At 64.9% G+C, this 12,308-nt stretch carries 11 protein-coding genes; 7 read left to right on the forward strand and 4 right to left on the reverse strand.

Features of this window, described 5'->3' with window-relative positions; genetic code table 11:
• Positions 1 to 3: 3 nt before the first annotated feature.
• Entirely contained in the window at positions 4 to 879 is an 876-nt protein-coding gene (locus ACYU03_RS04835; protein WP_461888454.1) for a helix-turn-helix domain-containing protein, read from the reverse strand.
• A gap of 227 nt (positions 880 to 1,106) precedes the next feature.
• Between ACYU03_RS04835 and ACYU03_RS04840 the strand changes: the two genes are divergently transcribed.
• Positions 1,107 to 2,009: a DMT family transporter gene (locus ACYU03_RS04840; RefSeq protein WP_461888456.1), complete on the forward strand. Its 903-nt coding sequence runs from the start codon at positions 1,107 to 1,109 to the stop codon at positions 2,007 to 2,009.
• Between the two features lie 78 nt (positions 2,010 to 2,087).
• On the opposite strand, the gene ACYU03_RS04845 is transcribed toward ACYU03_RS04840, so the two are convergent.
• Complete coding sequence (locus ACYU03_RS04845; protein WP_461888458.1) at positions 2,088 to 3,059, reverse strand: 2-hydroxyacid dehydrogenase; 972 nt, start codon at positions 3,057 to 3,059, stop codon at positions 2,088 to 2,090.
• A gap of 118 nt (positions 3,060 to 3,177) precedes the next feature.
• Positions 3,178 to 4,125 (reverse strand): LysR family transcriptional regulator, encoded by a 948-nt coding sequence (locus ACYU03_RS04850; protein ID WP_461888460.1) that lies wholly within the window; start codon positions 4,123 to 4,125, stop codon positions 3,178 to 3,180.
• 185 nt (positions 4,126 to 4,310) lie between these two features.
• Here ACYU03_RS04850 and ACYU03_RS04855 point away from each other — a divergent pair, with 185 nt between their 5' ends.
• From ACYU03_RS04855 to ACYU03_RS04870, 4 genes are read left to right on the forward strand one after another with little or no spacing between them, the layout of a single operon-like run.
• Positions 4,311 to 5,837, forward strand: a complete 1,527-nt coding sequence (locus ACYU03_RS04855; RefSeq protein ID WP_461888462.1) for an efflux transporter outer membrane subunit — start codon at positions 4,311 to 4,313, stop codon at positions 5,835 to 5,837.
• Positions 5,834 to 8,020 carry an FUSC family protein gene (locus ACYU03_RS04860; RefSeq protein WP_461888464.1) on the forward strand — a complete coding sequence of 729 codons (2,187 nt, stop codon included), beginning with the start codon at positions 5,834 to 5,836 and terminating at the stop codon, positions 8,018 to 8,020. Before ACYU03_RS04855 ends, ACYU03_RS04860 begins: the two co-directional genes overlap by 4 nt.
• Positions 8,010 to 8,210, forward strand: coding sequence for a DUF1656 domain-containing protein (locus ACYU03_RS04865; RefSeq protein WP_461888466.1), 201 nt, complete (start codon positions 8,010 to 8,012; stop codon positions 8,208 to 8,210). The genes ACYU03_RS04860 and ACYU03_RS04865 overlap by 11 nt, the downstream gene beginning before the upstream one ends.
• Positions 8,211 to 8,221: 11 nt before the next feature.
• Positions 8,222 to 9,082, forward strand: a complete 861-nt coding sequence (locus ACYU03_RS04870) for an efflux RND transporter periplasmic adaptor subunit (protein ID WP_461888468.1) — start codon at positions 8,222 to 8,224, stop codon at positions 9,080 to 9,082.
• Between the two features lie 44 nt (positions 9,083 to 9,126).
• Here the strand turns inward: ACYU03_RS04870 and ACYU03_RS04875 are convergent, their stop codons facing one another.
• Complete coding sequence (locus ACYU03_RS04875; RefSeq protein WP_461888470.1) at positions 9,127 to 9,576, reverse strand: universal stress protein; 450 nt, start codon at positions 9,574 to 9,576, stop codon at positions 9,127 to 9,129.
• A 157-nt stretch (positions 9,577 to 9,733) separates the two neighbouring features.
• On the opposite strand from ACYU03_RS04875, the gene ACYU03_RS04880 reads away from it, so the two are divergent.
• Both ACYU03_RS04880 and ACYU03_RS04885 read left to right on the forward strand, forming a co-directional pair.
• The gene (locus ACYU03_RS04880) at positions 9,734 to 10,639 is read left to right on the forward strand and encodes a LysR family transcriptional regulator (protein WP_461888471.1); all 906 of its coding nucleotides are present in this window, start codon (positions 9,734 to 9,736) and stop codon (positions 10,637 to 10,639) included.
• A 110-nt stretch (positions 10,640 to 10,749) separates the two neighbouring features.
• Complete coding sequence (locus ACYU03_RS04885; RefSeq protein WP_461888473.1) at positions 10,750 to 12,291, forward strand: MFS transporter; 1,542 nt, start codon at positions 10,750 to 10,752, stop codon at positions 12,289 to 12,291.
• The last annotated feature ends 17 nt before the right edge of the window (positions 12,292 to 12,308 follow it).

The following is a 12,308-nucleotide window of genomic DNA, read 5'->3' on the forward strand; positions in this document are numbered from 1 at the left end:
TGGCTAGCCTGCAAAGGCGGCCCGGTAGTCTCCGGGCGTCGCCCCCAGCGCCTGCCTGAAGCGGTTGCTGAAATGGCTGGCGCTGGCGAAGCCGCAGAGCAAGGCGACCTGGCCCAGCGGCAGTTCACCCAGGCGCAGCAACTGGCAGGCCCGGTGCAGGCGACGGGCCAGCAAGTACTGGTGTGGCGGCAGGCCGAAGCTGGTGCGGAACATACGGGCGAAGTGGTACTCGGAGAGGTTGCAGCGCACCGCCAGCTCACCCAGGGTGATGGCCTGGTCCAGGTGCGCCTCGATGTAGTCGACCAACTGCCGGCGCTGGTGCGGTGCCAGCCCGCCCTTGAGGCGCAGACCCTGGCGCAGCCCGGCCTGGCTGAGCACCGCGTGATCGACGATGTCATGGGCCAGGCTGCTGGCCAGCAAACGCTCGGCCGGCTCATCCCAGTCCTGGCTGATCAGTTGGCGGAAGCGCCGGGCCTGTTGCGGATCATCGAGGAAGGTCGCTTCCTGCAATTGCACCTCCCGGGGCTCGCGGTCGAGCAGGCGGATGCAGCCAAGGGCGAACTGTTCCTCGCTGATGTACAGGTGCGCCAGGCGGATCGGGCCGTTGACCACCCAGTTCGATTCGTGGCCGGCGGGCATGATGCACAGCTTGTCCGGCGCGCCCTTGTCGGCGGGGCGCTGGCGGCGGAAGGTGCCGGTGCCGTCGGCGATGTAGCAGGACAGGGTGTGGTGACTTGGCGCCAGGTAGTCGCGGGCGTCGTCGCGGTTGCGCCACAGGGCTGCGGCCAAGCCATCGCCCAGATGCGCGCTGTGTTCCAGACGGGCATGGGGGGATGAGTGCATGGCGTTGAAGACTTGCAGCTGGGTCAGTGGCGTCATCGTGTCTACCTCTGCCGCCATCGTACTCTGCCGATCTGGCCGTGGCAGCAGGGCAGGGCGCAAAAGCGCAAGTTTGTGCAAGCGCGGTGACGGACTGCGGGCAGACACTGGGTTTCACGTTTCGATGCAAGGCCGCTCAGGTTCTGCGTACGCTTCATACCAGTGTGGCGGGTAGCTGCCCCTGGGGTTCTGGCTGGCATTGAACGGTTAACCTGAGGACCCTTGCCATGAACCTGTCGCTGTACCTCTTGACCGTCCTTATCTGGGGCACCACTTGGATCGCTTTGAAGCTGCAACTGGGAGTGGTTGATATCCCGGTGTCGATTGTCTATCGCTTTGCCCTGGCCGGGTTGATCCTGTTTGCCATCCTGTTGCTCAGCCGTCGCTTGCAACCGATGAACCGGCGTGGCCACCTGGTCTGCCTGGCCCAGGGGTTGTGCCTGTTCTGCGTCAATTTCATGTGCTTCCTCACCGCCAGCCAGTGGATCGCCAGCGGCCTGATCGCCGTGGTGTTCTCCACTGCGACCCTGTGGAACGCGCTCAATGCCCGGGTGTTCTTCGGCCAGCGGATCGCGGCCAATGTGCTCGCGGGGGGCGCCTTGGGTCTGGCGGGTCTGGGGTTGTTGTTCTGGCCCGAACTGGCCGGCCATGCGGCCAGCCCCGAGACCTTGATCGGCCTGGGCCTGGCGCTGCTTGGCACCCTGTGTTTTTCGGCGGGCAACATGCTCTCCAGTCTGCAGCAGAAGGCAGGGCTCAGGCCCATGACCACCAATGCCTGGGGCATGCTCTACGGCGCAGGGATGCTGGGCATCTACTGCCTGCTCAGCGGCATTCCCTTCGCCATGGAATGGAATGTCCGCTATATCGGCTCGTTGCTGTACCTGGTGATTCCCGGCTCGGTGATCGGCTTTACCGCCTACCTGACCTTGGTCGGGCGCATGGGCCCGGAGCGCGCGGCCTACTGCACCGTGCTATTCCCGCTGGTTGCGCTGAATGTCTCGGCCTTTGCCGAGGGGTATCAATGGACCGCACCGGCATTGCTGGGGCTGGTGTTGGTGATGCTGGGGAACGTGCTGGTGTTCCGCAAGGCCAGGCCGAAGGGGCTGGAGGGGCGTGTGGCCTTGCGTTAGTTCATCGATCAAGTGTTGCCTGTACCGGTCTTACGTCGGTCGCGGAAGCCGAGGTGTGCAGGCAACGTTTCGGCAGGCTTACTTCCACACCTGCGGGTTCACCAGGTCCTGTGGCCGCTCACCCAGCAACGCTGCCCGCAGGTTGTCCACCGCGCGGTTGGCCATGGCGTCGCGGGTCTCGGCGGTGGCCGAGCCGATGTGCGGCAGGGTCAGGGCGTTGGGCAGTTGGAACAGCGGAGATTCGCTCAGCGGTTCCTTCTCGTACACATCCAGGCCGGCGCCACGGAGGGTGCCTTTTTGCAGTGCGTCGATCAGCGCCGCTTCATCCACCACCGGCCCTCGGGAGATGTTGATCAGGAAGGCGCTGGGCTTCATCAGTTGCAGCTCGCGGGCCCCGATCAGTTTGCGGGTGGCGGCGCTCAACGGCACCACCAGGCAGACGAAGTCGGCCTCGGCGAGCAACTGGTCGAGGGTGCGGTACTGGGCGCCCAACGCTTGCTCGAGCTCCGGCTTACGGTTGTTGCCGGAGTAGATGACCGGCATGTTGAAGCCGAAGTGGCCACGGCGGGCGATGGCCGCGCCGATGTTGCCCAGGCCCACGATGCCCAGGGTCTTGCCATGCACGTCACTGCCGAATTGGGCCGGGCTGACGGTAGCCTTCCACTGGCCGGCCTTGGTCCAGGCGTCCAGTTCGGCGACCCGGCGGGCACAGCCCATGACTAGGGCGAAGGCCAGGTCGGCGGTGCTTTCGGTGAGCACGTCGGGGGTGTTGGTCAGGGCGATGCCGCGTTCGTTGAAGTAGGCCAGGTCATAGTTGTCGTACCCGACCGAGATGCTCGACACCACTTCCAGTTTCGCCGCGCCTTCGAGTTGGTCACGGCCAAGCTTGCGGCCGACGCCGATCAGGCCATGGGCCTCGGGCAGGGCTTCGTTGAACTGGGCGGCGATATCCCCTTGCTTGGGGTTCGGCACGATGACAGTGAAATCTTGCTGCAAGCGTTCGACTGTGGCGGGGGTAACGCGGCTGAAGGCCAGGACGGTCTTTTTCATCGTCAACTCTCTGCAAGACGGGGGCCGTCAAGTTACAAGCTTTAAGCTTCAAGCTGCAAGAAAAGGCCGGCCGCATACCGATGCGCTTTTACCTGTGGCTTGAAGCTTGCCGCCGAGATCAGTTGGCGATGAGCAACTCGTGGGTCTTCAGGTCTGCCTCGTGGGCCGCGAGGATCTCCGGCAGGGAGTTGCGCAGGTACTCGACCCAGGTCTTGATCTTGGCATCCAGGTACTGGCGCGATGGGTAGATGGCGTACAGGTTCAGTTCCTGCAGGCGGTACTCGGGCATCACCCGCACCAGGCTGCCATCGCGCAGGCCGTCGATGGCCGAGTAGATCGGCAGCACGCCAACGCCCATGCCACTGCGGATCGCGGTCTTCATGGCATCGGCGGAGTTCACCTGGAATGGTGCCTGGGTAATGGTGACCACCTCCTGGCCTTCCGGGCCGTCGAACAGCCACTTCTCCAGTGGGATCACCGGGCTGACCATGCGCAGGCAGGCATGGTTGACCAGGTCCATCGGTTTGCGCGCGATGCCGTGTTTGGCCACGTAGTCGGGCGAGGCACAGACGATGCTGTAGGTGATCCCCAGGCGCTGGGAGACGAAGCCGGAGTCCGGCAGCTCGCTGGCCAGCACGATGGACACGTCGTAGCCCTCGTCGAGCAGGTCCGGCACGCGGTTGGCCATGGTCAGGTCGAAGGTCACGTCCGGGTGGGTTTCACGGTAGCGGGCGATAGCGTCGATGACGAAGTGCTGGCCGACGCCGGACATCGAATGCACTTTCAGTTGCCCGGCCGGGCGGGCATGGGCATCGCTGGCCTCGGCCTCGGCTTCCTCCACATAGGTGAGGATCTGCTCGCAGCGCATCAGGTAGCGCTTGCCAGCCTCGGTCAGGGCGATACGGCGGGTGGTGCGGTTGAGCAGTCGGGTTTGCAGATGGGCTTCCAGGTTGGAAACCGCCCGCGAGACGTTCGCGGTGGTCGTATCCAGTTGCGCGGCCGCAGCAGTGAAGCTGCCGACTTGGGCTACGCAGCTAAAAGCACGCATGTTTTGCAAGGTGTCCATGGGTCGCTCTCGAAGTAGACGACAAATTGTGACATGAAGTAAACGCGTCGGTCTTCCGACTAAAGCCGGATTATCGCTGTTTTCGTAACAAAGATTCGCAGGAATACATGCTTATCGCCAGTGTGGCCGCCCCCTAGAATTGCGCTCTCCTAGCGTTATCCACTTCTCCTCGGGAATTTGCAGTTGTGCCGCGTCGCATCATCAGAGCGTTGAATGCGCTCAGTGCCTGTGCCCTTAGCTTGACCTTGAGCGGCTGTATCGGAACCTGGGGCATCGCCCCGCAAAGCAAGACGCTGCAAGCCAATACCCTGACCACCGACGAGGCGATCCGTGAGGCCGCCCAAGACGCCCACTGGCCGGAGCAGCAGTGGTGGCATGCCTATGGCGATGCCCAGCTGGACCATTGGATGGCGTTGGCGCTGGCCGGCAGCCCGAGCCTGGCGATCGCCGCGGCGCGGGTGCGTGAAGCCAAGGCCATGGCCGGGGTGGTCGAGTCGGCGCAGAAGCTGCAAGTCAACGGCCAGGCCAGCCTCAAGCGCCACAACTGGCCGGAGGATCAGTTCTACGGCCCTGGCGCACTGTCCGGGGCCAACACCTGGGACAACAACGCCGCCCTTGGTTTCAGCTATGCCCTGGACCTCTGGGGACGCGAGCGCAACGCCAGCGAACAGGCCGTGGACATGGCCCATATGAGCGCGGCCCTGGCACGCCAGGCCCAGCTGGAACTGCAGAACAACGTGGTCAAGGTCTATATCCAGCTGGCCTTGCACTTCGCCCGTCGCGATATCGTCAAGGCCGAGCTGGAGCAGCAGGAGCAGATCCTCGCCCTGGCCGAGCGACGCCTGGCCGGTGGTATTGGCACGCATTTCGAGGTCAGCCAGGCGCAGGCGCCATTGCCGGAAACCCATCGCCAGCTCGATGCCCTCAACGAGGAGATTGCCCTGGCGCGCAACCAGCTGGCGGCGCTGGCCGGACAGGGGCCGGGGGAGGGGGCGAAGATCCAGCGTCCCGAGCTGTCCCTCGGCGCACCGCTGAAACTGCCATCGGCCTTGCCCGCCGAACTGGTCGGCCAGCGCCCCGACGTGGTCGCCAGTCGCTGGCAGGTGGCGGCCCAGGCCCGCGGCATCGATGTCGCCCATGCCGGCTTCTTCCCCAACGTCGACCTGGTCGGTGGCCTGGGTTTCATGGCCACCGGTGGCGGTCCGCTGGAGTTCATCACCGGGCGCAAGTTCAACTACAACGTCGGCCCTGCCATCAGCCTGCCGATCTTCGATGGCGGTCGCTTGCGCTCACAACTGGGCGTTGCCTCGGCCGGCTACGACATCGCCGTGGCCCACTACAACCAGACCGTGGTCGAAGCGCTCAAGGGCATCTCTGACCAACTGATCCGCCGTGAGTCGATGAAGGAGCAGGCGCACTTCACCGCCGAGTCGGTGGCGGCGGCACAGAAGACTTACGACATCGCCATGGTCGCTTTCCAGCGTGGCCTGACCGATTACCTGAACGTACTCAACGCCCAGACCCTGCTGTTCCGCCAGCAGCAGCTCCAGCAACAGGTGCGCGCCGCGCGCCTGACCGCCCATGCCGAGCTGGTCACGGCCCTGGGCGGGGGGCTTGACGCAGGGAGCGATGTGCCGGATGAGGAGCGTCAAACAGCCCCTCGAACGCCGGCGGCCCTCGCCCTCTTCGACACACCGAGCCAACCTGAATGAGCGCATTGAGCTTGTCCACGCGCTGGCTGGCCAGCCTGGAGTGGCGCCGTGGGTTCTTCGCCTGGGCGCGCACCGACGGGGTGACCTGGGTCTATATCTTCAAGGTGCTCGCGGCGGCCTTCATCACCCTCTGGTTGGCCATGCGCCTGGAGCTGCCGCAGCCGCGCACGGCGATGATCACGGTGTTCATCGTCATGCAGCCGCAGAGCGGCCATGTCTTCGCCAAGAGTTTCTACCGGGTGCTCGGTACCCTGGCCGGCTCGTCGATGATGGTGGCGTTGATCGCCCTGTTCCCACAGAACACCGAACTGTTCCTGCCCAGCCTGGCCCTGTGGGTTGGGTTGTGCTCGGCAGGCGCCATGCGCTACCGCACCCTGCGCGCCTACGCTTTCGTGCTGGCCGGCTACACCGCTGCGATGATCGGCCTACCGGTGCTGGAGCACCCGCAGGATGCCTTCATGGCGGCCGTATGGCGGGGGCTGGAAATCTCCCTGGGCATCCTGGTTTCGACCCTGGTCAGCGCGGCGATCCTGCCTCAGTCGGCCAGCGCAGCGATGCGCAACGCCCTGTACCAGCGCTTTGGCGTGTTCGCCGGGTTCGTGGTCGAGGGCTTGCGTGGCGACAGCCAGCGCGACCGCTTCGAGAGCAGCAACGTGCGCTTCATCGCCGAGGCGGTGGGCCTGGAAAGCCTGCGCAACGTCACCGCTTTCGAAGACCCGCACATGCGTCGGCGCAATGGCCGCCTGGTGCGCATGAACAGCGAGTTCATGGCCATCACCACGCGTTTCAACGCCTTGCACCAACTGCTCGAACGCTTGCGCCTGCGCGGTCCACTGCAGATCGTCAGTGCCATCGAGCCGGGCCTGAAGACCCTGGTCGAGCTGCTCGAACCCTACGTCGGCCGTGCCCTCACCGATGCCGACGCCCTGCGCCTGACCCTGGAGCTGGCGGCCTACAAGGAAGGCCTGCCGGCTCAGGTGCGCAGCCTGCGCGCCGCCTATGTGGAGACCGGTCCGAGCGAGTCCGACCTGCTGGATTTCCACACTGCCTACGAGCTGCTGTATCGCTTCGTCGACGACATGCACAACTACGCGCAGACCCACGCCTCGCTGTCTGCCCACAAGCATGAGCGGGAGCAGTGGGACGAACCCTACGTGGCGCAGACCAACTGGCTGGTGTCGCTTGCCGCCGGCATGCGCGCCTCGGTGGTGCTGTTGCTGCTGGGCAGTTACTGGATCCTCACCGACTGGCCCAGCGGGGCGATGATGACGTTGATCGCCACGGTCACGGTCGGCCTGTCGGCGGCGTCGCCCAACCCCAGGCGCATGTCTTTCCAGATGGCCTGCGGCACCTTGCTGGGCGCGTTCATCGGCTTCTTCGAAACCTTCTTCGTCTTCCCTTGGATCGATGGCTTCCCCTTGCTTTGCATGGTGCTGGCGCCGGTGTTCGTACTCGGTGCCTTTCTCGCCTCGCGGCCAGCCTATGCTGGGTACGGCCTGGGCCTTCTGGTGTTCTTCGCCATCGGCTCGGTGCCGAACAACCTGACGGTCTATGACCCCTACACCTTCATCAACGACTACATCGGCATGGTTATCGGCATGCTGGTCTGCGCCGCCGCCGGGGCGATCATCCTGCCGCCGAACAGCCGCTGGTTATGGAGCCGCCTGGAGCAAGACCTGCGTGGCCAGGTGCTGTTCGCTCTCAGCGGCCGGCTGCGCGGGCTCGGCTCGGCGTTCGAGAGCCGCACCCGTGACCTGCTGCACCAGGCCTATGGCCTGGCCGCCGGCAAGCCGTTGGTACAGAGCAACCTGCTGCGTTGGATGTTCGTAGCGCTGGAGGTCGGCCATGCGATCATCGAGTTGCGCAAGGAGCAGGCGGTGCTGCCGGTGCATCCGTGCTACGCCGAGTCGCAGCCCTGGCGCCAGGCCATCCGCGTGATGGGCCGGGCCTTGGCGCGGTTGTTCCTGCAGCCGAGCGCGAGCAATCACGAGCGCGCTCTGGTGGCGGTGGACCATGCCATCAGCCGTGTGCAGGCCACCGACGAACCCTTTGCCCGGCACTTCGACACCTCGGCCCTGCGCCGGGTGCAGAGCTACCTGCATTTCATCCGTACCTCCCTGCTCGACCCCCAGTCGCCGCTGGCCGCCCTGGCCCCGGCCAAAGGACTGCCCCATGCCCCGTGAAATCGCCTTCCATGGCGTGTACATGCCGATGATGACCCTGATGTTCCTGCTTGCCGCCGGTTTGGCCTGGGGCCTGGACCGTTTCATCGCAAGCCATGACGGCTACCGCTTCTTCTGGCACCCGGCGCTGCTGCGCCTGAGCCTGTTCATCTGCCTCTTTGGCGCCATGGCGCTGCCTGTCTACTGGTGAGATTCCTGTCGATGAAAAAGTTTTTCAGCCTGATCGCCACCCTGCTCGTGCTGGCTGCTGCCGTGGTGATCGGTCGGCAGTTGTGGTTGCACTACATGACCACGCCCTGGACCCGTGACGGCCGGGTGCGTGCCGACATCATCAACGTCGCCGCCGACGTGCCTGGCTATGTGGTCGATGTGCCGGTGCGCGACAACCAGCGTGTGCAGAAGGGTGACCTGCTGATCCAGATCGATCCTGCACACTACGAATTGGCGGTCAAGCAGGCCCAGGCCCTGGTCTCATCGCGCAAGGCCACCTGGGAGATGCGTAAGGTCAACGCCCACCGCCGCGCCGACCTGGACAACCTGGTGATCTCCAGGGAGAACCGTGAAGACGCCAGCAACATCGCCAATGCCGCCCTGGCCGATTACCAGCAGGCCCAGGCCGAGCTGGCCGCGGCCGAGCTCAACCTGAAGCGCACTCGAATCCTCGCCACCGTCGACGGTTACGTAACCAACCTCAACGTGCACAAGGGCGACTACGCCCGCACCGGTGAGGCGAAGATGGCGGTGGTGGATGAGCACTCGTTCTGGGTCTATGGCTTCTTCGAGGAAACCAAGCTGCCGCACGTGAAGGTCGGTGACCAGGCTGAGTTGCAGATGATGAGCGGCGAGCGCCTCAAGGGCCATGTCGAGAGCATCGCCCGCGGCATCTATGACCGCGACAACCCTGAAAGCCGCGAACTGATCGCCGACGTCAACCCGACCTTCAACTGGGTGCGCCTGGCCCAGCGGGTGCCGGTGCGGATTCATATCGACGAGGTGCCCGAAGGGTTTCTGCTGGCGGCGGGGACGACCTGTACGGTGGTGGTGAAACCGGGAGAGGGTTGAGTGTCGCCCAATGCACGTGGCCGACGTTGTCGCTGCAGGTGCGGCTAGATAGTCGCGCACACCAACACCGGACACGCCACCCGGTCGATCACCTTGCTGCTGATCGACGGGTCCAGTAACCGTCCCAGCCGCGATAGGTGGCGGTGCCCCATGACTATCAACTCGCAGCCAAGCGCTTCGGCCTGGCTGACGATGGCTTCCACAGGCTCCGCCGCGACCAGCTTGCCTTCACAGGTAAAACCGCTCTCACGCAGGCCCCGAACCGCGCTGGCCACGGCGCTGTCGGCGAGGCGCTGTTCCTCGCACGCGGCGGGGTACTCCTCGAGTTCGTCCTGGCGGATAGGGGCGGGCCTGTCGTGCACGGCAAAGGTCGAGTCGATGGCCAACAGCACATGGAGTCGGTGGCGCTCGGGCTGGCAATAGCGGCGGGCGAGGTCGAGCAGGCCGCTGGACGCGGGGGAGGCGTCGATGGCGATCAGGACGTTACTGGGCATGCGGTCTCCTTGGGCGCAAGATCAATCCCGCATTCTTGGCCATGAACAGCCCGCGGATAAATGGCCTGCCATGCACTCTGTAGTTGTGCCAGGCGCAACCCGCTCAAGCTGCTGGTAAGCTTTCCCGATTCATCCACCTGCCCATGGAAGCCCGGCAATGCAGCTCCCGGATATGAACCTGTTGGTCGCCCTCGATGCCTTGCTCGACGAGGGCAGCGTTGTCGGCGCGGCGCAGCGCATGAACCTGAGCCCGGCCGCCATGAGCCGGACCCTGGGCCGGATCCGCGATGCCCTCGGTGATCCGATCCTGGTCCGCGCCGGCCGTGGCCTGGTGCCGACGCCGCGTGCCCTGGCCCTGCGCGAGCAGGTGCGGGCGCTGGTGGAGCAGGCTGGGCAAGTGTTTCGCAGTGGCGACGAGGTCGACCTGCCGAACCTCGACCGGGCGTTCAATATCCGCACCAATGACCTGTTCATCGCCCTCTACGGCGCCCAGTTGCTGCGCATGATGCACGAGCAAGCACCGCGCACCGTGCTGCGCTTCGTACCGGAAAGCGGTGGGGATGACGACGCTGTGCTGCGTGATGGCCGCACCGACCTGATCATCAGCTCGAGCATCGACCTGGGCCCGGAGATCAAGGTGCAGAGCTTGTTCAACACCGTCTATGTGGGGCTGGCGCGGCGTGATCATCCGATCTTCGACGGCGAGATCAGCCCCGAGCGCTTTGCCGCTTACCCGCAGATCAGTGTGTCGCGCCGAGGCCGTGCCAATGGCCCGATCGATGTCGAGCTGGCCAACCACAAGGTGCAGCGGCGGGTGGCGTTGATCACTCCAAGCTTCCACTCCGCGATGTTTTCCCTGCCGGACTCCGACCTGCTGCTGCCAATGCCGGCCAATATCCTCAATAGCGTCAACAAGCTCGGCCTGCCCCTGCGCTCCTTCCACATCCCCTTGTCGCTGGAGCGGGTGACGGTGATGCAGGCCTGGCATCCGCGCTTCCATAACGACCCGGCCCACCGCTGGCTGCGCCAGACCCTGAAGAACTGCTGCAGCGTCGATCCTTGAAACAGCGGATTGCGTCTGGCGCAACTGTAAACTGCTGATATGTCAGTTTTCGTCAGCATTCAGGCTTTTTAGACTTCACCTGGTAAATTTGTTGCCGGAGATTTCTTCCCATGAGTTCGCTGTCCGCGCCAACTGTCGCGCTCGCTGCTGCGCCCGCAGCCAGCCCCCCAGCGCAAACGGCCTTTGGCCTGCGCGTGGTGGTCGGGCTGTTCGGCGTGTTGCTGGCGGTGCTGTGCGCCGGGCTCAACGAAATGGTGACCAAGGTTTCGCTGGCCGATATCCGTGGCGCCATGGGCATTGGCGCTGACGAAGGCGCCTGGTTGCTGGCGGTGTATTCCGCCGCATCGGTCTCGGCCATGGCCTTCTCTCCCTGGCTGGCTGCGACCTTTTCCTTGCGCCGCTTCACCCTCTGCGCCATCGGCTTGTTCGCCGTGCTCGGGCTGATCCAGCCCTATGCGCCGGACCTGCATAGCCTGATGCTACTGCGCGTGCTGCAAGGCCTGGCCTCGGGCGCCTTGCCGCCCATGCTGATGAGCGTGGCGCTGCGCTTCCTGCCGCCGGGGATCAAGGTCTACGGCCTGGCCTGCTACGCCCTGACCGCCACCTTCGGGCCCAACCTGGGCACGCCACTGGCCGGCTTGTGGACCGAGTACGTCGGCTGGCAGTGGGCGTTCTGGCAGATCATCCTGCCGTCGCTGCTGGCTATGTTCTGCGTCGGCTGGGGCCTGCCCCAGGACCCGTTGCGCCTGGAGCGCTTCAAGCAGTTCGATTGGCGTGGCGTGTTGCTGGGGTTGCCGGCGATCAGCTCGCTGGTGATCGGCCTGAGCCTGGGCGACCGCTGGGGTTGGTTCGATTCGCCGCTGATCTGCTGGCTGCTCGGCGGTGGCCTGCTGTTGCTGGTGCTGTTCCTCTACAACGAGTGGTCCGAGCCGCTGCCGTTCTTCCAGTTGCGCATGCTTGGGCGGCGCAACCTGAGCTTTGCCTTGTTGACCCTGGCTGGGGTGTTGGTGGTGCTTTCGGCGGTGATCAGCATTCCTTCGGCCTACCTGGCGCAGATCCAGGGTTACCGCCCGGCCCAGACCAGCCCGCTGATGCTGCTGGTGGCCATGCCTCAACTGGTGGCGCTGCCGTTGGTAGCGGCCCTGTGCAATATCCGTGCGGTGGACTGCCGCTGGGTGCTGGCTGTCGGCCTGGGCATGCTGGCGCTGACCTGCATCGGCGGCACCCAGCTGACCTCGGAGTGGATTCGCGACAACTTCTACCTGCTGCAACTGCTGCAGGTGTTCGGCCAGCCGATGGCCGTGCTGCCGTTGCTGATGCTCTCCACCAACGGCATGAGCCCCCAGGACGGGCCGTTCGCCTCGGCCTGGTTCAACACGGTCAAGGGCCTGGCCGCGGTGATCGCGGGCGGCCTGCTCGATGCCTTGGGGACGCTGCGTCGGCACTTTCACTCCAACCACCTGGTGGACAGCCTGGGCAACGCGCCGCTGATCGATGACCGTGCGCCGGACCTGGCCCGCCGTATCCATGAACAGGCCCTGGTGCTGACCTCGGCCGATCTTTACCTGGTCATGGCGCTGATCGCCGTGGCCTTGATTTGCCTGATTCCTTTCGTGCCTACCCGGGTTTACCCACCGCGTGCGGTGGCCTGAGCCTCTGGATGAATTCG

The organism is Pseudomonas sp. X10 (assembly GCF_054889225.1).

What these genes read in the sequence shown, in the direction of transcription:
- ACYU03_RS04870 (WP_461888468.1), top strand. Translation starts at nt 8,222, where the DNA reads ATGAAAAAGTTTTTCAGCCTGATCGCCACCCTGCTCGTGCTGGCTGCT.
- ACYU03_RS04865 (WP_461888466.1), top strand. Translation starts at nt 8,010, where the DNA reads ATGCCCCGTGAAATCGCCTTCCATGGCGTGTACATGCCGATGATGACC.
- ACYU03_RS04860 (WP_461888464.1), top strand. Translation starts at nt 5,834, where the DNA reads ATGAGCGCATTGAGCTTGTCCACGCGCTGGCTGGCCAGCCTGGAGTGG.
- ACYU03_RS04845 (WP_461888458.1), bottom strand. Translation starts at nt 3,059, where the DNA reads ATGAAAAAGACCGTCCTGGCCTTCAGCCGCGTTACCCCCGCCACAGTC.
- ACYU03_RS04835 (WP_461888454.1), bottom strand. Translation starts at nt 879, where the DNA reads ATGACGCCACTGACCCAGCTGCAAGTCTTCAACGCCATGCACTCATCC.
- ACYU03_RS04885 (WP_461888473.1), top strand. Translation starts at nt 10,750, where the DNA reads ATGAGTTCGCTGTCCGCGCCAACTGTCGCGCTCGCTGCTGCGCCCGCA.
- ACYU03_RS04850 (WP_461888460.1), bottom strand. Translation starts at nt 4,125, where the DNA reads ATGGACACCTTGCAAAACATGCGTGCTTTTAGCTGCGTAGCCCAAGTC.
- ACYU03_RS04875 (WP_461888470.1), bottom strand. Translation starts at nt 9,576, where the DNA reads ATGCCCAGTAACGTCCTGATCGCCATCGACGCCTCCCCCGCGTCCAGC.
- ACYU03_RS04840 (WP_461888456.1), top strand. Translation starts at nt 1,107, where the DNA reads ATGAACCTGTCGCTGTACCTCTTGACCGTCCTTATCTGGGGCACCACT.
- ACYU03_RS04880 (WP_461888471.1), top strand. Translation starts at nt 9,734, where the DNA reads ATGCAGCTCCCGGATATGAACCTGTTGGTCGCCCTCGATGCCTTGCTC.